Source organism: Mesorhizobium sp. WSM3859, assembly GCF_002295065.1.
Lineage (GTDB): Bacteria > Pseudomonadota > Alphaproteobacteria > Rhizobiales > Rhizobiaceae > Mesorhizobium.
Genome location: NZ_NSGG01000001.1, coordinates 101,812 through 121,692 on the forward strand (window position 1 = coordinate 101,812; position 19,881 = coordinate 121,692).

The 19,881-nt window shown below is 63.3% G+C and carries 17 protein-coding genes; 6 read left to right on the forward strand and 11 right to left on the reverse strand.

From position 1 onward, the window contains the following. Positions 1 to 6: 6 nt before the first annotated feature. A complete protein-coding gene (locus tag CK230_RS00490) occupies positions 7 to 948 on the reverse strand; it encodes a 1-acyl-sn-glycerol-3-phosphate acyltransferase (protein ID WP_095815267.1) in 942 nt (313 codons plus the stop codon). An 84-nt stretch (positions 949 to 1,032) separates the two neighbouring features. Beyond that, positions 1,033 to 3,009, reverse strand: a complete 1,977-nt coding sequence (gene thrS, locus CK230_RS00495) for a threonine--tRNA ligase (protein ID WP_095815268.1) — start codon at positions 3,007 to 3,009, stop codon at positions 1,033 to 1,035. A 227-nt stretch (positions 3,010 to 3,236) separates the two neighbouring features. Between thrS and CK230_RS00500 the strand changes: the two genes are divergently transcribed. Then, positions 3,237 to 4,070 carry an SAM-dependent methyltransferase gene (locus CK230_RS00500; RefSeq protein WP_095815269.1) on the forward strand — a complete coding sequence of 278 codons (834 nt, stop codon included), beginning with the start codon at positions 3,237 to 3,239 and terminating at the stop codon, positions 4,068 to 4,070. A gap of 6 nt (positions 4,071 to 4,076) precedes the next feature. On the opposite strand, the gene blaOXA is transcribed toward CK230_RS00500, so the two are convergent. Both blaOXA and yidD read right to left on the reverse strand, forming a co-directional pair. Continuing rightward, positions 4,077 to 4,889 carry a class D beta-lactamase gene (blaOXA, locus tag CK230_RS00505; protein ID WP_095815270.1) on the reverse strand — a complete coding sequence of 271 codons (813 nt, stop codon included), beginning with the start codon at positions 4,887 to 4,889 and terminating at the stop codon, positions 4,077 to 4,079. 140 nt (positions 4,890 to 5,029) lie between these two features. Then, positions 5,030 to 5,398, reverse strand: a complete 369-nt coding sequence (yidD, locus tag CK230_RS00510) for a membrane protein insertion efficiency factor YidD (RefSeq protein ID WP_095815271.1) — start codon at positions 5,396 to 5,398, stop codon at positions 5,030 to 5,032. A 311-nt stretch (positions 5,399 to 5,709) separates the two neighbouring features. On the opposite strand from yidD, the gene CK230_RS00515 reads away from it, so the two are divergent. Further along, the gene (locus tag CK230_RS00515; RefSeq protein ID WP_095815272.1) at positions 5,710 to 6,615 is read left to right on the forward strand and encodes a LysR substrate-binding domain-containing protein; all 906 of its coding nucleotides are present in this window, start codon (positions 5,710 to 5,712) and stop codon (positions 6,613 to 6,615) included. Between the two features lie 9 nt (positions 6,616 to 6,624). On the opposite strand, the gene CK230_RS00520 is transcribed toward CK230_RS00515, so the two are convergent. Next, a complete protein-coding gene (locus CK230_RS00520; protein ID WP_095815273.1) occupies positions 6,625 to 7,071 on the reverse strand; it encodes an iron-sulfur cluster assembly scaffold protein in 447 nt (148 codons plus the stop codon). 236 nt (positions 7,072 to 7,307) lie between these two features. Between CK230_RS00520 and folE the strand changes: the two genes are divergently transcribed. The 3 genes from folE to CK230_RS00535 all read left to right on the forward strand — a co-directional run bounded on the left by folE (position 7,308) and on the right by CK230_RS00535 (position 9,543). Continuing rightward, complete coding sequence (gene folE / locus CK230_RS00525; RefSeq protein ID WP_095815274.1) at positions 7,308 to 7,940, forward strand: GTP cyclohydrolase I FolE; 633 nt, start codon at positions 7,308 to 7,310, stop codon at positions 7,938 to 7,940. A gap of 76 nt (positions 7,941 to 8,016) precedes the next feature. Further along, positions 8,017 to 8,493, forward strand: coding sequence for a phosphoribosyl-AMP cyclohydrolase (hisI, locus tag CK230_RS00530; protein WP_095815275.1), 477 nt, complete (start codon positions 8,017 to 8,019; stop codon positions 8,491 to 8,493). Between the two features lie 84 nt (positions 8,494 to 8,577). After that, positions 8,578 to 9,543, forward strand: a complete 966-nt coding sequence (locus CK230_RS00535; protein ID WP_095815276.1) for a patatin family protein — start codon at positions 8,578 to 8,580, stop codon at positions 9,541 to 9,543. An 18-nt stretch (positions 9,544 to 9,561) separates the two neighbouring features. Here the strand turns inward: CK230_RS00535 and CK230_RS00540 are convergent, their stop codons facing one another. From CK230_RS00540 to CK230_RS00565, 6 genes are all read right to left on the reverse strand, one after another. Further along, positions 9,562 to 11,412, reverse strand: a complete 1,851-nt coding sequence (locus CK230_RS00540; RefSeq protein WP_095815277.1) for an SUMF1/EgtB/PvdO family nonheme iron enzyme — start codon at positions 11,410 to 11,412, stop codon at positions 9,562 to 9,564. Positions 11,413 to 11,518: 106 nt separating this feature from the next. Then, positions 11,519 to 13,303 (reverse strand): single-stranded-DNA-specific exonuclease RecJ, encoded by a 1,785-nt coding sequence (gene recJ / locus CK230_RS00545; RefSeq protein ID WP_095815278.1) that lies wholly within the window; start codon positions 13,301 to 13,303, stop codon positions 11,519 to 11,521. A 138-nt stretch (positions 13,304 to 13,441) separates the two neighbouring features. After that, complete coding sequence (gene glpX / locus CK230_RS00550) at positions 13,442 to 14,425, reverse strand: class II fructose-bisphosphatase (RefSeq protein WP_095815279.1); 984 nt, start codon at positions 14,423 to 14,425, stop codon at positions 13,442 to 13,444. Between the two features lie 216 nt (positions 14,426 to 14,641). After that, complete coding sequence (locus CK230_RS00555) at positions 14,642 to 15,955, reverse strand: homoserine dehydrogenase (RefSeq protein ID WP_095815280.1); 1,314 nt, start codon at positions 15,953 to 15,955, stop codon at positions 14,642 to 14,644. 43 nt (positions 15,956 to 15,998) lie between these two features. Next, on the reverse strand, positions 15,999 to 17,216 hold the full coding sequence (locus CK230_RS00560) for an LL-diaminopimelate aminotransferase (protein WP_095815281.1): 1,218 nt from the start codon (positions 17,214 to 17,216) through the stop codon (positions 15,999 to 16,001). A 48-nt stretch (positions 17,217 to 17,264) separates the two neighbouring features. Continuing rightward, positions 17,265 to 17,672 carry a hypothetical protein gene (locus CK230_RS00565; protein ID WP_176479971.1) on the reverse strand — a complete coding sequence of 136 codons (408 nt, stop codon included), beginning with the start codon at positions 17,670 to 17,672 and terminating at the stop codon, positions 17,265 to 17,267. Between the two features lie 97 nt (positions 17,673 to 17,769). Between CK230_RS00565 and phaC the strand changes: the two genes are divergently transcribed. Next, positions 17,770 to 19,605, forward strand: coding sequence for a class I poly(R)-hydroxyalkanoic acid synthase (gene phaC, locus CK230_RS00570; protein WP_095815282.1), 1,836 nt, complete (start codon positions 17,770 to 17,772; stop codon positions 19,603 to 19,605). Positions 19,606 to 19,881: the final 276 nt, after the last annotated feature.

Here is a 19,881-nt window from a genome sequence, read left to right on the forward strand (position 1 = left end):
ACGCCTTCAGGCCGCCTTGCGCATCCGCTTCGGCAGGAACGGCACGCGGCCGCGTTGCACAGAAGGCGCAGCCAGGTCGAACACCGCGCGATAGAGCCGATCGAGCAGCGCCTTGCGGTCGCGCAGCGGCTCGAGGTCGGTCCATGTCAGCACATCGCCGATGCGCACCTCGATCGCCTTGCCCGACAAACGGGCGAACTCGCGGATAAGCAAGGAAAGGCGCAGCGTCAGCGATGTCCTGCCGATAAATTTGGCCACGCGGTTATCGCGCTCGGCCATGTTCATCGGGCCGCTGACGAGGTGGAACAGGCGGCCGTTCTGGCCGGAAAAGTGCATCGGGATGACAGAGGCCTGGGCCTCCTGCACCAGCTTTGCCGGGAACATCTTCCATGGCAGGTCGATGGCATGACCAAAGACCTTGGGCGCGGTGGCGACACCACCTGCGGGGAAGATCACTATGGTGACGCCTTCCTTCAGCAGCCGCACCGCTTCATGGCGCATCGCCATGTTGTTCTTCAGCGCTTCCTTCGTCTCGGAGAAATCGACAGGCAGCGAATAAGGCTCCATCTCGCGGATCCTGAGCAGGTCCTTGTGGATCATGACGCGGAACGGGCGGCCCAGTTGCTCGACAAGCGACAGCACCGCAATGCCGTCGCCGATGCCGAAGGGATGGTTGGCAATGATGACCAGCGGCGTCTCCGGCAGGGCTGCCGGCGGCCACTGAACGGCGTTGTGGACCTTAACGTCGATCAATTCCAACATGCGGCTGAACACGCGATCGCCGGTCGGCACCACCTGGCGGCGCCAAAATTCATAGAGCACCGCAAAGCGGTCGCGGCCCGACAGGCCTTCGACGGAATGGATGAACCACCGCGTCAGCCTCGGCTGGTCCGGGTTGGCGTAGGAAAGCTCGGGAAAACGTCGTTCCCGCAGTTTCAGCTTGAGCATGGCGGCTGGTTACAAGGCTGGCGTGACAGGCGTGTGAAAATGGCGGTGGACCACGCCACCGCCATTTTAGAAAGTGCTGGTATGTCAGGCCGCCGCGCGACGCTTGCGATCCGGCGAGACAGCCTCGTCGGCGAGTACCTTCACCGCGTCGTCGAGCTTTAGCGATTCCTGGTCGCGGGAGCCCAGCCGGCGGACATTGACGGTTTCCTCCTCGGCCTCGCGCTTGCCGCAGACGAGGATGACCGGAACCTTGGCGAGCGAATGCTCGCGCACCTTGTAGTTGATCTTCTCGTTGCGAAGGTCGGGTTCGGCGAGCAGCCCCGCGGCCTTCAACCGGTCGACGACTTTCAAGGCGTATTCATCCGCATCCGAGGTGATGGTCGCCACCACCACCTGCAGCGGCGCGAACCACAGCGGGAAATGGCCGGAATAGTTCTCGATCAGGATGCCGAGGAAGCGCTCCATCGAGCCGCAGACGGCGCGATGCACCATGACCGGCTGCTTCTTTTCCGAATCCGAGCCGATATAGAAGGCGCCGAAGCGTTCCGGCAGGTTGAAGTCGACCTGCGTGGTGCCGCACTGCCATTCGCGGCCGATGGCGTCCTTCAGCACATATTCGAATTTCGGTCCGTAAAAGGCGCCCTCGCCCGGATTGATCGAGGTCTTGATGCGGTTGCCGGAGCGTGTGCGGATCGTATCCAACACATTGCTCATGATCGCCTCGGCATGGTCCCAGGCCTCGTCGGTGCCGACGCGCTTGTCCGGCCGCGTCGACAGCTTCACGCTGACCTCGTCGAAGCCGAAATCGGCATAGGTCGACAGGATCAGATCGTTGATGCGCAGACACTCGGCGGCGAGCTGCTCCTCGGTGCAGAAGATATGCGCGTCGTCCTGCGTGAAGCCGCGCACGCGCATCAGCCCGTGCAGCGCGCCGGATGGCTCGTAGCGATGCACATTGCCGAACTCTGCAAGTTTCACGGGCAGTTCCCGGTAAGACTTCAACCCATGCTTGAAGATCTGCACGTGCCCGGGACAGTTCATCGGCTTCAGCGCGAAGACGCGGTCGTCGTCGGTATCGTCGCCAGCAACCGTAACCTTGAACATCGCGTCACGATACCAGCCCCAGTGCCCCGACGTCTCCCACAGGCTCTTGTCCAGAACCTGCGGCGCGTTGACTTCCTGGTAGCCATGCTCGTCCAGGCGGCGGCGCATGTAGTTGATCAGGTTCTGCACCATCTTCCAGCCCTTGGCGTGCCAGAAGACGACGCCCGGGCCCTCTTCCTGGAAATGGAACAGGTCCATCTCGCGGCCGAGCTTGCGGTGGTCGCGCTTCTCGGCCTCCTCCAACAGCGTCTGATAGGCGTCGAGCTGCGCCTGGTCAGCCCAGGCGGTACCGTAGATGCGCGTCAGCATCGGGTTGTTCGAGTCGCCGCGCCAATAGGCGCCGGCCACCTTCATCAGCTTGAAGGCGTTACCGATCTGCCCCGTCGAAGCCATATGCGGACCGCGGCAGAGGTCGAACCAGTCGCCCTGCGCGTAGATCTTGAGGTCCTGATCTTCCGGAATGGCGTCGATCAGCTCGAGCTTGTAGCGCTCGCCCTTGTCGGCGAACACCTTCTTCGCCTTCTCGCGCGACCAGACCTCCTTGGTGAACGGCTTGTTGCGCTGGATGATCTCGCGCATCTTCTTCTCGATCACCGGAAAATCGTCCGGCGTGAACGGCTCGTTGCGCGCAAAGTCGTAGTAGAACCCGTTCTCGATCACCGGCCCGATGGTCACCTGCGTTCCCGGCCAAAGCTCCTGCACGGCCTCGGCCAGCACATGCGCCGCATCATGGCGGATGAGCTCCAGCGCGCGCGGATCCTCGCGGGTGATAATCTCGACCTTGCCGGACGTGCCGAGCGGATCGGAGAGGTCGCGGACGGTGCCGTCGAGGCTGTAGGCGACAGCCTTCTTGGCCAGCGACTTTGAGATCGATTCGGCAAGGCCGGCACCGGTCAGCGCCGCATCGTAGTCGCGGATCGAACCATCGGGAAATGTCAGGGAAACGGAATTCGGCATCAGAGTTCTCCTATCCAGTCCCGCAAACGAGCGCGGGTGGTGAAAATGCGGGCCACAGGATGCGTTGCGGCATGCAGAGGGTTTAGCCGGAGGCGTCCGGCAAGCGGCGCGGTTTTAGAGGCAGTGCCGCGTCAGGTAAAGAGCGGCCGTCAGGAAATGTCGCCAGCGATGTCGCAGGCGCTTCGCGCGGGCTTGTGAACGCCGCGCGACGCGGTTTGTATATAGGTATGGAAGACGCATCGCCCAGCCGAACCGCCCTGCGCGTCGCGCGCTTGAGGGCCCTTCATCAGTTTTCACCGCAGGCGGCGCTGTTTCGCGATCCCTACGCGCTCGCGATTCTGGGCGAGGCCGCGCCGAACGCCGGGGAACTCTCGCAGGAAGACGAGCATGGCCGTCGCATGCGCCTGTTCGTTGCCTCACGCGCTCGCCTTGCCGAAGACTGGCTGGCGGCGGCGGTGCGGCGCGGCGTGCGCCAGGTCGTGGTGCTTGGCGCCGGCCTCGACACCTTCTCGCTGCGCAATCCGTATGCGGACGTCACAGTGTTCGAGGTCGATCATCCGGCCACACAGGCCTGGAAACGCCAACGCATCGCCGAGGCCGGTCTTGCCGAACCGGCCGGCGCCGCCTTCGTGCCGGTCAATTTCGAACGCCAGAGTCTGGCAGGCGAATTGGCGGCGGCTGGTCTGAAAACGACCGAGCCGAGCTTCTTCATCTGGCTGGGAGTCGTGCCCTACCTGACGCGCGAAGCGATTTTTGCCACGCTTGGCTACATTGCCGGCGTCGCCGGCTCAGAAGTCGTCTTCGACTACAGCGAGCCGGCCGGGAATCGTGACGCCGCGGGCCGGGAGACGCATGCCTTCTATGCCGCGCGCGTCGCGACCATCGGCGAGCCCTGGATCAGCTTCTTCGTTCCCGATGAATTGGCAAAGGCCCTCGCCGATCTCGGCTTCGACGGCATCGAAGACCTCGACAACCGCGAAATTGCCGCGCGCTTTGCCAGGTCTCCTAGCACCAAAAGCAATTCCGGCGAGCACATCCTGCGCTCCCGCCGCAGCGTCTGAGAAAAACTACTTCACCAGTTGCGGCAGATCCTTCAGGAAAGCCGCCCGCGTCGCGAGCCCCTTCGGCGTGTTGGTGCGTTTCGTGTCCACGACCAGCCTGGCAAAGACGATCTTTCGGCCGTCCTTCTCGGCCCAGCCGACGAACCAGCCGAGCGAGCGCTTGCCGTCCTGGCCGAGCCTGGTGCTGCCAGTCTTGCCTTGCACCGTCCAGTCCCCTGCCGTGAAGGTCGGGAGGATCGCCCTGGTCATCTCATGCGCCTTCATCGACACCGGCATCTTGCCGGCGAGCAGCTGGCGCAGGAATTCCGTCTGCTCGACAGGCGATATCTCCAGCGAGGAATTGACCCAGGATTGCGTCAGTCCATTGTCCTTGCCGGCATCGCCCGAGACGTCCTTGTTGCCATAGCCGAATTTCGAAACGTAGCCGGCGAACTTCTCGGCGCCGAGCCGCCGCGTGATCTCGCGCGAGTACCAGACGATGGAATCGCGTTCCCAGATCGTCGGATCGACAGTCTTCTGGTCGCGCTTCGCCGCCTTGAATTCCGGCTTGTAGTCCCAGCTCGGCGTATGCGCGTCGCTCAGGATACCGGCATCGTAGCCGATCAGCGCCAGGGGTACCTTGAACGTCGAGGCCGGACTGACGCGCTGGTCGCAGACGCCGTCCGGGTAAAGCGTTGCGCCGCTTTGCGCATCCTGGATCAGCGTGCAGCGGATGTCGTTGAGCGGCGCCGATTGCGCCCGCACCGGCAAGCCGAGCATCCAGGCCAGAAGAAAAAGGACGATGGCAAAAATGAAGGGATAGCGGTCCATCTGGCGCATGGCGAAGTCACTCCGGTCTGAGATTGCGGGAGCGGCTTAGCGAGGCGACTTGTCTCGATTTTGTCTCAAATGGGCAGTGTTTGTGCAGCTTCGCGTTAACCTTACCGGACCGTTACAGTCCGGGCGTAACGGCGAAGCAATCAGATTTCGGGGTTGCCTCGCTTCTTGCCGATTTGTAAATAGCGCCAGGGCATGAACCAGACATAGCGCGCCGCAAGCACCTCCGGCACGCGGTCGATGCCATGCGTTCCAAATGGCCCACAGCGCAACACCCGGAACAGGCCCATCCAGCCGCCGGCCCACAGGCCGTGGCGAGCGATCGCCTCATGCGCATATTCGGAACAGGTCGGCAGGTGCCGGCAGCTGTTGCCGACGAAGCCTGAGAGCGTCAGCTGATAGAGGCGCACGAGCGACGTGCCCAGGATGCGCCCGGGCGTCTTGCGCCATGGCCCCGGCCAATTGCGTCCCCGCTGGATCGGCCGGTGCGTATGTCCGTGATGGTCGCTCATCGCTCCGCAGCCTGTTTCACTGCGCGATAGATGTGGGCTTCGACGTTGAAACGCAATGCCCTCAAGGCCTGGAGCGCCGGATGGCATGGCTGCCGCTCCATGGGCGGTGGTGAGGAGGAAGATCACGGCAGTCATGGTGGCCTCCGCGCACGACTCCACCATGCCATTGGAAGGTCGCGATCCGTATCACGTCGCTGAAAATGGCCAGGAACTCGTTCATGGCAGATCTCCTTTCACGCGGATTAGACTGCCGCTGGCCTTCCTCCTCAAACGAGTATAATTTCCGTCTCGGATAACTTGAGGTTATGCGAATGAAGCGCGGCCGCCTGCCGCTGACGGCATTGAGAAGCTTCGAGACGGCCGGCCGGCATTTGAGCTTCAGCCGGGCGGCAGAGGAGCTTTATGTCTCGCAGGCCGCCATCAGCCGGCAGATACGCGAGCTCGAGATCTTTCTGGGAAGACCGCTGTTCCTGCGCCTCCATCGCCGCGTCGAACTGACGGATGCGGGACATCGGCTGCTTGGCCGACTGATCAGAAGCTTCGACGATATCGATCGCGTGCTTTCGGAGCTCGCGGCCTCGCCGGCGCAAGCCGTCGTGCGCGTCAGCGTCGAACCGTCGCTCGCCGCGGTGTGGCTGGTGCCACGGCTCAATCGCTTTCGCCAACTTCGGCCCGATATCGACGTTTCCCTTGAAGTCGATCCACGGCCGATCGAGTTCCGCAGCGACCAGCCTGAGCTCGCCTTGCGTTTCAGCGCTCATGCCACCTCATGGCCGCGCAGCGAGGCCGAGCACTTGGCCTCTACCGTCGATTCACCGGTCCTGTCGCCGGCGCTGCTTGCCGCCGGCCCTCCCCTGGAAAAGCCGATCGACCTTCGCCATTACACGCTGCTGCATGAGGAAAATCGCCAGGGTTGGGCGCGCTGGTTCCAGGCGGCCGGCGTGCCCGCCGAGGCGGTCCCCGCGCGCGGCCCGATGCTGACCGACGTCTCGCTTTCCAAACAGGCCGCGCTGCTCGGCCATGGGGTGGCGCTCGGCGATCTCCTGCAGGTCGGCGAAGAGCTCGCGTCAGGCACCTTGATCAAGCCGTTCGCTATCGATGTCGCTTCCGGCGCCTACTGGCTGGTGGCCAGGAGTCTGAAGAACCTGCCGGAACCGGCCAAAGCTTTTGCCGACTGGGTGAGAAGTGAATTCGCTGTAACCAGGGGAGCGGCCTAAGCTCTGTCCTCAAGCCGCCTGTCCGGCGCGCTTCTTCTCGATCTGGCCGATCGCGTCGACCACCGCGTCGAAGGTCAGCATGGTGGAGGCGTGGCGCGCCTTGTAGTCGCGCACCGGTTCCAGATATTTGAGGTCGGCGAAGCGGCCTTCCGGCGGCGCGCCGTTTTCCTTCAGCATCTTCAGCATGGTCTCGCGCACGGCACGCAATTCGTCGGCCCTGGCGCCTACCACATGCTGGGCCATGATCGAGGAGGACGCCTGGCCGAGCGCGCAGGCCTTCACATCATGCGCGAAATCGGTGACCACGTCGCCGTCCATCTTGAGGTCGACGGTGACGGTCGAGCCGCACAATTTGGAATGCGCCCTGGCCGTCGCGTCGGCGTCGTCGAGGCGGCCGATCCGCCCGATGTTTCCGGCGAAGCCGAGAATTTTCGCATTGTAGACGTCGTCGATCATATTTTTCCAATCCGTCGCCGCCCAGCGAACAGGCTTTGCCGCTCTCGCGTCTTCCTTTCGCTCCGCCAGAACCATATATAATGGTGGCAGTCGGGCATCGACAAGGCGACGACAAGCCATTGTCCGTGCCCACATGTTCACGCCGCTTGCGGGATGGAAATGGGCGATTTTCACCCAAAAGGTCGTGGTCCGTTCAACTCGTTCCACCTTTGAGTGGGACTACGGGAGACGCCTTTATGGATGCCGTCATCAAGAAAATCATGCCCCCGTCCGAATATATGGAAAAGCCGGTCACCGACCGGCCGAGCGAGGCCGAGGTCGAGGCCGCCGTGCGCACGCTGTTGCGCTGGACCGGCGACAATCCGGACCGCGAAGGGCTGGTTGACACGCCCAAGCGTGTCACCAAGGCCTTCCGCGAAATGTTCAACGGCTATGATATGTGCGCGGCCGACGAGCTCGGCCGCACCTTCGAGGAAGTTGCTGGCTATGACGATCTCGTCATCGTCAGGAACATAAAATTCCATTCGCATTGCGAGCACCATATGGTGCCGATCATCGGCAAGGCGCATGTCGGCTATTTGCCCGACGGCAAGGTCGTCGGCTTGTCCAAGATCGCACGCGTCGTCGACATCTTTGCGCATCGCCTGCAGACGCAGGAGGCAATGACCGCGCAGATTGCCGGCGTCATCCAGGACGTGCTCAACCCGCGCGGCGTCGCCGTCATGCTCGAGGCCGAGCATATGTGCATGGCCATGCGCGGCATCCGCAAGCAGGATTCGACGACGCTGACCTCCACTTTCACAGGCGTCTTCAAGGACACGCCCGAGGAGCAGGTCCGCTTCGTCACCATGGTGCGCGCCGGCGGCTGATGACCGGCCGGCGGACCATCATCCCGAACCGAAGGACCGCGTCAGCGAAAGTGGAGACCGGTTTTCGGATAAGATCATGGTCCAAAACAAAGAACTACCGGCACTGCAGTTCCCGAAAGCTCCGTCAGACAAGAAAGCGCTGGAGGAAGGTTCTGTTCTTTCTCCGCGCTTCGATGCCGCGGGCCTCGTCACCGTCGTCGTGACGGACGCTGCTGACGGCATGCTGTTGATGGTCGCCCATATGAACGCCGACGCGCTGGCGCTGACGCTCGAAACCGGCATTGCCCATTACTGGTCGCGCTCGCGCAGCACGCTTTGGAAGAAGGGCGAGACCTCCGGCAATTTCCAGCACGTCGTCGAGATGCGCACGGATTGTGACCAGGACGCGATATGGTTGCGCGTCAAAGTTTTGGGCCACGACGCAACTTGTCACACCGGTCGGCGTTCCTGCTTTTATCGGACGGTGGGGTTCAACGACGGCAAGGCGACGCTTGCCGACGATGGCAGCAAGCCGCTGTTCGATACGGACCAGACGTATCGGAAGCCGGTGTGAACCATTCAATATTCACAAACCACGCAGATTCACTATTCTCAAATATCCTTTTGGTAGAAGGGATATGGGACAAGGGAGATCGTGATGCTCGAATGGGCGTCATTGCGCAGCAAACCTGACGTTCGGGAGGCCAACGGTCCCGCATCGTCCGGCGGCTTGCCCGATCCTAACCCCGGCAGGAAGACCGGCATCTCCTTGGCGCTCGGCGGCGGCTGCGCGCGCGGCTGGGCTCATATCGGCGTGCTGCGCGCGCTCGACGAAGCCGGCATCGAAGTGTCGATGATCGCCGGCACCTCGGTCGGTGCCCTGGTCGGTGGCTGCTACCTGGCCGGCAAGCTCGACGAGCTGGAAGAGTTCGCCAGGAGCCTGACCAAGCGGCGCATCTTCGGCCTGCTCGATTTCAATCTGCGCGGCAGTGGTCTGTTCGGCGGCATGAAGCTCGATCAGCGTCTGCGCGAGCATCTCGAAGGCGCCCGCTTTGACGACCTGTCGAAACCCTTTGTCGCCGTTGCTTCCGAAATCCGCACCGGCCACGAGATCTGGCTGTCGAGCGGCTCGCTCGTCACCGCCATGCGCGCTTCCTATGCGCTGCCCGGCGTCTTCGAGCCGGTGGCCTGCAACGGCCGCATGCTGGTTGACGGCGCGCTGGTCAATCCGGTGCCGGTCTCGGTCTGCCGCGCCTACGAGCAGCCGCTCGTCGTGGCAGTCAACCTGCATTACGATTTGTTCGGACGCGCCGCAGTCATCAAGCACAGCGCTGGCGAGCTGGTCGTCGAGAAAGACGCGCCGCGCCCCGGCCAGGTCAATCCCCAGTCGCACCAGAGCCGCCTTGGCATCACCGGCGTCATGGTCGAGGCCTTCAACATCATCCAGGACCGGATTTCGCGCGCCAGGCTGGCCGGCGATCCGCCCGACATGTCGCTGCAGCCGAAACTCAGCCATATCGGCCTCACGGAATTCCACCGCGCCGACGAGGCGATCAGCCTCGGCTACCAGGCGACGATGTCCCAGATCAGCGAACTGACCCGCCTGCAGTCCGTCCTGGTGTGACCATTCCTGGCCGGCGTCTCATTGTGCGGCGAGAGAGACGGCAATCCGAAACCCCATCACGTTGAAACGCTCGTCGGAGCCGTCTGCCCGCGTCCACATGCCGTCATCGTGGCCTTCGACATAGCCAAAGAGCAGCCGCTCTGAGGCGCGCATCGAAAATTGTGTCAGCTCGAAGTCGCCGCTGCGCGCGACAAAGAGCGCGCAATCGCCTTCCATCCAGGCCGAGCCGTCGTTTGGCGCGCCGTTGTAGCTGTCGTGGAAGCAATCCTCGACCGCCTCCTGCGCGTTACCGGCCATGTCATAAAGGCCCCAGGGGTTGGGCTTGTAGCTACCGACTTCAGCTGTCCAGCCTGGCTGGATCTTCTCCGAGCACGTCGCGGCCATGCCGGCCTGATACCCGGACTTGCGGTCCCCGAAATTGGCGTATTCGCAGGCCCTCTTCAGATCGTCGCCCCAATGGGCGATCGTATCGACCCCCGCCCGATAGGCATATTCCCACTCGGCTTCGGTCGGCAGCCGATAGTGGCGCCCGGTCTTTTTGCTTAGCCAGTCGAGATATCCCTTGATTTCGTTGCGCGAAACGCAGGTTGCGGGCCGCTTTGATGTGACAGGCAGGCCGGGCTGAGCGTACGACCCATCGGCAATGTAGATCACATATGGGGCATCGCTTCCCTTGTCGCCGCCCGGGGAAAGCGTGCCGCTGTATTTGAAGGCAAACTCTCCGCTCTCCATCACGCGGACACCGCATTTGCCGCCGACTTTTACTCCGCTCTCCTTCACATAGGCGTCGAACTCTCCAACGCTGACTTCGTAGCGGCCGATGGCAAAAGGATGCGCGATCGTCACTTGGTGCTGCGGCAGCGACCAATTGACATATTTGAGCTGGCGGACTTCCTTCTTGCTGGCGCCCATCATGAAGGTGCCGGGCGACAAAGGCATCATCTCCGGACAATTCTCGCAATCGCGGAAAGCTTGGCCGGCGCCGGTAGACGGAGTGGTCGCGCTGCCAGACGTTGAGCCTTCGCCTGCTGTCTTGTCGGGCGGAGATTCACTTGCCGCGGCAACCTGCAGATTCCCAGGGCCGCATGTCTCGTGGACCGCGCGCTCGAAGCCCGCCACGCCTTTCAGGTCGAACTCGGCAATTTTTTCGCCGCGACCGTTTTCAAGCGTCAGGAGTGAACCCGCGCCCAGGGCTTCGACAAAGCCCGACGGAGCGTCGCCCGACAGGACCCAGGCCCTGTCCGGTTCGAAATAATGCATGCTGACATCGAAGCTGCTGCCGTCACTCTGGTGAGCAACAACCAGCTTGACGGGATATTCCTGTTCATCCGTCCGACCGAGCGCTTTGCCGGTATAGTCATAAAGCGACATACCCAAGCCCCACCCGACCAGCTTGTTGCAAGCTAGCGTGATGCGCCCTGCCCGATCGGCGGCAACCTTTTCCGTCTGAACCCGGTCGGGATCCGAGGATTTGAAAACGGGCCATGCCGAGGCGGTTGCGCTGCGGGTGATTGATATGCGGAACTTCTGCGGCTTCGCCGCGCGCATCAACTGGCCGACATTGATCCGGTAGCTCTCCTTCTGCGCCACAAAGGTGAAACGATCCTGCGCGTCCTGCACATCGACAATGGCAAAGACGGTGTTGACGCCGCGAAGGACCTTCAAGGTGACTTCGTCGCCGATCTCGGCAGCCAGCCGGTAGCATGGACCATCCTCCGGCGGCGCGATGCCGTTCAGAACGACGCTGTTTTCTCCGCCCGGAAATGTGATGGGTGAGCAGTTTCCCTGCGCCAGCGAAGAGGATGGCCGCAGAGTGGCAGCGACGGTGACGACTATGAATACGGCCAAGGCCGTCGCAATTCTGTGCATCCCATCCCCCCGGAACGATGAACAGTGAACAGTACCAAAGGCAGGGTCTGCGCGAACAGGATCGGTGTCAACGTTGCGGGCGATACCAATTCTGGAGGAACATGCCTCAGCTCAGCGCCGCATCGCTGATGCGAAACTGCACCGTGCGGTTGCCGTTCCAGTAATTGCCCGACAGCGAGCCGGCGATGTGCACGGTCTTGCCTCTGTTCTTGAACAGGAACTCGCCGAGCGCGGTATCGACGGCACGGAAGGCGATCGCCTGGATGTTGCCGCCGCTTTGCGACTGCAGGTCGACGCGAATGTGATTGGTTCCGATCGCGCGCGCGTCGGTCAGGCGGTGGCGCGGCAGCACGAACACCGGCGCGATGTGGCCGGCGCCGAACGGCCCGACTTTCTCCAGCGCGTCGAGCAGCGCGATCGTGGCGCCCTCGGCGGCCAGGGCGCCGTCGATCGCCAGGCTTTCCTCGTTCTGCAGCCGGAACACATCGGCCGCGGCGCGCTCCTCGAAAAAGGCGCGCAACTCGCCTAGCTTGGCGCGCTCGACGGTGATGCCTGCCGCCATCGCATGGCCGCCGCCCTTGACGATCAGCCCGGCATCCGCCGCCTCGCGGACCAGCCGGCCGAGATCGAAGCCGGTCACCGAACGGCCGGAGCCCGTGCCGATGCCGGTCGAATTGAAGGCGATGGCGAAGGCCGGCCGGCGCGCATAATCCTTGAGCCGCGAGGCGATCAGCCCGACGATGCCTGGATGCCAGCTGTTGCTGGCGGTGACGATGACGGCGGGACCGTTGCCGCCGGCAAGCTCGGCATCGGCCTCGGCGCGCGCCTGCGCCAGCATCTCCTGCTCCATCTGCTGCCGTTCCTGGTTCAGCCGGTCGAGCGTCTCGGCGATGCTTGCCGCCTCGACGGGATCGTCGGTGGCCAAAAGCCGGCTGCCGAGCGCCGCATCGCCGATACGGCCGCCGGCATTGATGCGCGGCCCGATCAGGAAGGAGAGATGGAAGGTGTTGATGGGCTCGCCGATGCGCGAAACCCGCGCCAGCGCCGCCAGCCCCTCATTCCTCTGTTGGCGCGCCACCTGCAGCCCCTTGACCACGAAGGCGCGGTTGACCCCGGTGAGCGGCACCACGTCGCAGACCGTGGCCAGCGCCACGAGGTCGAGCAGCGAAAGCAGATCGATCGGTGTGGTATTCGGCAGCCTTTCGCGCAACAGCTTTGCCGTCTGGACAAGGCATAGGAAGACGACGCCGGCGGCGCACAGGTGCCCCTGCCCCGACAAATCGTCCTCGCGATTGGGATTGACCACCGCGTTCGCCGCCGGCAGCGGGCCGCCAACCTGGTGGTGGTCGAGCACCACGACGTCGGCGGCGGCTTCCCTGGCCGCCTCGATCGACGTCGCGCTGTTGGTGCCGCAATCGACGGTGACGATCAGCTTCGCGCCGCGAGAGATCAGCTCGCGCATCGCTTCCGGATTGGGCCCGTAGCCCTCGAAGATGCGGTCTGGGATATAGATTTCGGACGGCACGGAAAAATGCGTGAGAAAGCGTTTCAGGAGCGCCGACGAGGCGGCGCCGTCGACATCGTAGTCGCCGAAGATCGCCACTTTCTCGTGGGTGACGATCGCATCGGCGAGCCTCGCCGCCGCTTTCTCCATATCGGTCAGCGATGCCGGATTCGGCAGAAGCTCGCGAATAGTCGGGTCAAGGAAGCGCTCGGCCTGCTCCGCGCTGACGCCACGCCCGGCAAGCACCCGTGCGACGATGTCGGGCACGCCGTGGCCCTGCGCGATCGCTAAGGCAGCCATGTCCTGCCGCTCGGTCAGCCGGTGTTGCCAGGAAACACCGGTCGCCGACTGCCTGACATCGAGGAAGAACCGTTTCTCGCCGTTCATGCGACGCGCCGTCTGCACATCATCTTGGGCAGATATCAATATGCGACGGCGGGAGCAATTCGGCGTAAGCGAGCAATCCGGGGATAAGTGTGGAAGGTTTTTCCCCGGAACGCCGCGGTGGCGCCCAAGTGGGCGAAATCAGAACTTATCCAGATCCTGGTGGCGCGCCTTGATCTCGCGCACCGTGCGCGAGGACGAGCGCAGCACGATGGTGTGAGTGGTGATGAAGGTGCGGCCGAACTTCACCCCGTCGAGCAGATTGCCGTCGGTGACACCGGTCGCCGCGAACAGCACGTCGCCGCGCGCCATGTCCTGGGCGCGATAGACCCGCTTCGGATCGGAAATGCCCATCTTCCCAGCCCGCGCCACCTTCTCCGGCGTGTCGAGGATCAGCCGGCCCTGCATCTGCCCGCCAGTGCAGCGAAGTGCTGCCGCGGCCAGCACGCCTTCCGGCGCGCCGCCCGTGCCGAGATAGATGTCGATGCCGGTCTCGTCGGGATCGGTGGTGTGGATGACGCCGGCGACATCGCCGTCGCCGATCAGCCGGATCGCCGCGCCCGTGGCGCGCACCGCGTCGATCAGCCTGGCGTGGCGCGGCCGGTCGAGGATGCAGGCGGTGATGTCGGAGACGGCCACGCCCTTGGCCTTGGCCAGGTTGGCGAGGTTTTCGGCCGGCGAAGCGTCGATGTCGATCAGGCCTTCCGGATAGCCGGGGCCGATCGCGATCTTGTCCATATAGACGTCGGGCGCGAACAGCAGGCTGCCCTTTTCCGCGATGGCGATGACCGCAAGCGCGTTGGGCAGGTTCTTGGCGCAGATCGTGGTGCCTTCCAGCGGATCGAGCGCGATGTCAACCGCCGGGCCTTTGCCCGTGCCGACCTCCTCGCCGATATAGAGCATCGGCGCCTCGTCGCGCTCGCCCTCGCCGATCACCACCGTGCCCTTGATGGCAAGGCGATTGAGCTCCTGGCGCATCGCGTCGACGGCCACCTGGTCGGCCGCCTTCTCATCACCGCGCCCGCGCAGCCTGGCGGCCGCGACGGCGGCCCGCTCGGTGACGCGCACCACTTCCATGGTGAGGATCCGGTCTAGGCCGGCAGCGATGTTCTGGGCGATGTTCATGGATGGGCATTCCTCGTTGTCATGAGAGCCGTTCAGTTCTGAACCGCTCTAATTGTTGCCTCGAGCAATCCCAGAACGGTTGAGCGCCGGAATTGCTCCGCCTCCCGCCAGAGGCGGGCTACTTCTGGCAAAGCTCCATGACAACGGCAAGACTTGGCCCGTCATTTTTCGAAATGACAGCAAAATCAATCGATTGAAGACGGACTCGGACCCGGCTTATTCCGCCCGCTCGATGCGGATCACTTGCGGCTTGTCGGTCAGATGACCGTCCTTGGTGATGCCTTCCACCGCCTTGCGCACCGCCGCTTCCGTCGTCTCGTGGGTGACGAGGATTACCGTCTTCTGCGCCTGCGTTTCCGTGCCGGCCGCTTGCTGGACGATCGATTCCAGCGAGATGTCGTTGTCGGCCATGCGCTTGGCAATGGCCGCGAAGACACCGGTGCGGTCATGCACGGTCAGCCGGATGAAATAGCCGCCGGCATGGCTGCGCATCTGCGCCTTCTTGTAAGGCTTCAACTCCTTCGCCGGCCAGCCGAACACCGGAGCATGCTGGAAGCCGGGCCGGCTCTTGGCGATATCGGCGATGTCGCCGATCACCGCCGACGCGGTGGCGTTGCCGCCGGCGCCTGGACCGGAAAGCAGAAGCTCGCCCAGAATGTCGGTCTCGATCGCCACGGCATTGGTGACGCCATGCACCTGCGCGATGACCGACGCCGTCGGCACCATCGTTGGATGGACGCGCTGCTCGATGCCGCTGTCGGTGCGCTGCGCGACGCCGAGCAGCTTGATGCGGTAGCCGAGATCGGCCGCCGCGCGGATGTCGGCCTGGGTGATGTTGGAGATGCCTTCCATATAGATGTCGTTGGCGGCGATCTTCGTGCCGAAGGCAAGGCTGGTCAGGATCGACAGCTTGTGCGCCGTGTCGTGGCCTTCGATATCGAAGGTCGGATCGGCCTCGGCGTAGCCCAGCCGCTGCGCGTCCTTCAGGCAGGCATCGAACGAAATGCCCTCAGCTTCCATGCGGGTCAGGATGTAGTTGCAGGTGCCGTTGAGGATGCCGAAGACACGCGTCACCGCGTTGCCGGCCATTGCCTCGCGCATTGTCTTGATGACCGGGATGCCGCCAGCCACCGCCGCCTCGTAATTGAGCAGAACACCCTTCTTCTCGGCGATCTCGGCAAGCGCCACGCCATGCTTGGCCAGCAGCGCCTTGTTGGCGGTGACGACATGCCGGCCCGCCTCGAGCGCTGCCTTCACCGAGAGCCGCGCCGGCCCTTCGTCGCCGCCGATCAGCTCGACAAAGACGTCGATGTCCGCCTTTTCGGCGAGCTTGACCGGATCGTCGAACCATGTCGCGGCGCTGAGATCGATGCCGCGGTCGCGCTTCTGATCGCGGGCGGAAACGGCCGTCACGACGATGTCGCGGCCGCATTGGCGGGTGAGCTCCGCCGCCTTGTCGCGCAGCACGCGCGCCACCGACGCGCCAACCGTGCCGAGGCCGGCAATTCCAACACGCAACGCTTCAGCCATGTCCGGCGACGCCCCTCAAAAATTCCAAAGATATTAGGCAGACTCAGCGCCGAGCGGCGAGCGGCACCACATTGTTGGGCTGCTTGGCGGTCGATGCCAGGAAGCGCTTGATGTTGCGCGCGGCCTGACGGATCCGGTGCTCGTTCTCGACCAGCGCCACGCGCACATAATCGTCGCCGTGCTCGCCGAAGCCGACACCCGGCGCCACCGCGACATCCGCATGCTCGATGAGCAGCTTGGAGAATTCGAGCGAGCCGAGATGGCGGAACTGTTCCGGGATCGGAGCCCAGGCAAACATCGAAGCCGCGGGCGCGGGAATGGTCCAGCCGGCGCGGCCGAAGGAATCGACCATCACGTCGCGCCGCTTATGGTAGACCTCGCGCACCTCCTCGATGTCGGCGCCGTCGCCGTTCAGCGCATGCGCTGCCGCCACCTGGATCGGTGTGAACGCGCCATAGTCGAGATAGGACTTCACGCGTGTCAGCGCCGCGATCAGCCGCTCGTTGCCGACAGCGAAGCCCATGCGCCAGCCCGGCATGGAGAAGGTCTTCGACATCGAGGTGAACTCGACGCAGATATCCATCGCGCCCGGCACCTGCAGCACCGAAGGCGGCGGATTGCCGTCGAAATAGATCTCGGAATAGGCAAGATCGGACAGGATGATGATGTCGTTCTTCTTCGCGAAGGCGACCACGTCCTTGTAGAAGTCGAGCGAGGCGACCAGCGCCGTCGGGTTTGACGGATAGTTGAGGATCAGCGCCAGCGGCTTCGGGATCGAATGGCGGATGCCGCGCTCGACCGCCGGGATGAAGCCGTCGTCGGGCTCGACCTGCAGCGAACGAATGACGCCGCCCGACATGATGAAGCCGAAGGCATGGATCGGATAGGTCGGATTGGGGCACAGGATGACGTCGCCCGGCGCGGTGATCGCCTGCGCCATGTTGGCGAAGCCTTCCTTCGAGCCCAGTGTCGCCACCACTTGCGTGTCGGCGTTGAGCTTCACGCCGAAGCGGCGGGCATAGTAGTTGGCTTGGGCGCGGCGCAGGCCCGGAATGCCGCGCGAGGACGAATAGCGATGCGTGCGCGGATCGCGCACCACCTCGCACAATTTGTCGACGATGGCTTTCGGCGTCGGCAAGTCCGGATTGCCCATGCCAAGGTCGATGATGTCGGCGCCGCGCGAACGGGCGCTGGCCTTCAGCCGATTGACCTGCTCGAACACGTAAGGCGGAAGCCGGCGGACCTTGTGAAATTCTTCCATTTCAGTTCCAAACGATCGAAGGGGGCGCTTTCGGCGCGCGATATAAACCTAATTGCAGTTAGGGTCGAGGGTCGGGTCGCATTTGCCCTCGATCTGCTTCAGCGCGTCGTCGCCATGCGTCTTGGCAAGCGTCTTCAGCGCCGCGGAATTCGTCGGCGCCTTGACGCGGCCGCCCTTGGCAGCCTGCGCCTGCTGCTCGGCCTTGAGCTTGGCCAGGTTCGCCGCGGTCTCCTCCTTGGTGAGCTGCTTGGCGGCCACCTGCGGGGGAATGTTGAGATTCGGGTAGGAGCCGGTGTCCTTCGGACCTTCGGTCAAGGCCGTGGGCGCTGCATTGTTGGTGCTGGTGCTCGTGCAGCCGCCGGCGGGCAACAGCACGCCGACAAGCCCGGCCAGCACCGCCTTGCGGCAGATCGAGCCCGGCCTGAGAAAAAAAGAACCGCCAACATTAATCGTCATATTGTTTTCCTGGCAGCCGGGTTACAGCGAATTGGACCCGGTCAGATGTCCCATGGTAATATGTCAAGAAAACGCTCCGGGAGGAACCCCGCGGACCATGTCCAAACCTGACGATTCGGACAAAGCGGAAAATGGCGGACCTTCGGCCATCGAGCAATATCTGGTGAAGGACCCCGAGCGTTTCGCCTTGAACATGGCGCGCATGATCGAGCAGGCCGGCAAGGCGGCTTCCGCCTGGACCGAGCCGCGCGAGAAGGGTGAGGTGCGCGACCATGTCGCCGAACCCGTCGTCGACATGGTGAAGACCTTCTCCAAGCTGTCGGAGTACTGGCTTGGCGACCCGCAACGCGCGCTCGAAGCGCAGACGCGTCTGTTCGCCGGCTATATGACGGTCTGGGCGAACGCTATCCAGAAGGTCAATCCCAACACCGAGGCGCCTCCGGACGCGGTTCAGCCCGAGCGCGGCGACAAGCGCTTCCAGGACCCGGAATGGGGCCGCAACGCCTTCTTCGACTTCCTCAAGCAGGCTTATCTCGTCACCTCCCGCTGGGCGAACGAACTCGTCGAGCATGCCGAGGGCCTTGACGAGCACACCCGCCACAAGGCGAGCTTCTACGTCAAGCAGGTGTCGAACGCGATCGCGCCGTCGAACTTCATCCTGACCAATCCGGAGCTGTTCCGCGAGACCGTGGCCTCGAATGGCGAGAACCTGGTGCGCGGCATGAAGATGCTGGCCGAGGACATCGCCGCCGGCCGCGGCGACCTGAAACTGCGCCAGGCCGACTACACGCCTTTCGAAATCGGCAAGAACATCGCCACCACGCCCGGCAAGGTCATCGGCCGCAGCGATGTCGCCGAGATCATCCAATATGATCCCGTGACGGAAACGGTGCTGAAGCGCCCGCTGCTGATCTGCCCGCCATGGATCAACAAATTCTACATTCTCGACCTCAACCCGCAGAAATCCTTCATCCGCTGGGCGATCGAGCAGGGCCACACGGTGTTCGTCATCTCCTGGATCAACCCCGACGAGCGCCATGGCGCCAAGGGCTGGGAAGCCTATATCCGCGAAGGCCTGCAATACGGCCTCGACATGGTGGAGAAGGCGACCGGCGAGAAGGAAGTCAACGCCATCGGCTATTGCGTCGGCGGCACGCTGCTTGGTGCTGCCCTGGCGCTGCTGGCGCAGGAAGGCGACCACCGCATCAAATCGGCCACCTTCTTCACCACCCAAGTCGACTTCACCTATGCCGGCGACCTCAAGGTCTTTGTCGACGAGGACCAGGTCGCCGCGGTCGAGCGCGCGATGAGCGAGAAGGGATATCTCGAAGGCACCAAGATGGCCACCGCCTTCAACATGCTGCGCTCGGGCGATCTGATCTGGCCCTATGTCATCAACAACTACATGCGCGGCAAAGAGCCCCTGCCCTTCGACCTGCTCTACTGGAATTCCGATTCCACGCGCATGGCGGCGGCCAACCATTCCTTCTATCTGCGCAACTGCTACCTCGAGAACAATCTCTCGCGCGGCACGATGGAGCTTGCCGGCCGCACGGTGTCGCTGGCCGACATCACCATCCCCGTCTACAACCTCGCCACGAAAGAAGACCACATCGCGCCGGCGCTTTCGGTGTTCCTGGGCTCGCGGTTCTTCGGCGGCGACGTCGAATATGTGATGGCGGGTTCCGGCCACATCGCAGGCGTCGTCAACCCGCCTGCCGCCAGGAAATATCAGTACTGGACCGGCGGTAAGCCGGTGGGTGACTTCAACGCGTGGCTCGCTGCAGCGCATGAGCATCCGGGGTCCTGGTGGACGCATTGGCAACACTGGATCGAGAACCAGGACAACATCCGCGTGCCCGCCCGCAAGCCGGGCAAGCGTATGAAAACCTTGGGAGATGCGCCGGGCACCTATGTCAAGGTGCGTGTGTAACGGACTGTAATGTCTGGTGAGTTGACGGGCCGCCAAAACAGGGCGAAATGGTGGCGTCAATCGTTTCACGGCCTCAATTCGCCTTCCGACGCAGAATAATTCCGAGGCTTGCAGATTCGACACATGTCCCGTTTCCGGTTGGGAACAGGAGGGTTATCGCAGCGCAATGCTGGAGTGGCGCGGCGATGACTAACCGACCGGATGCCGAGGGGGAATTTATTTTGAAATCAGTAGGTTGGCGTCTTGTACGAAGGGAAGGCCGAAGCATAGCGGCGG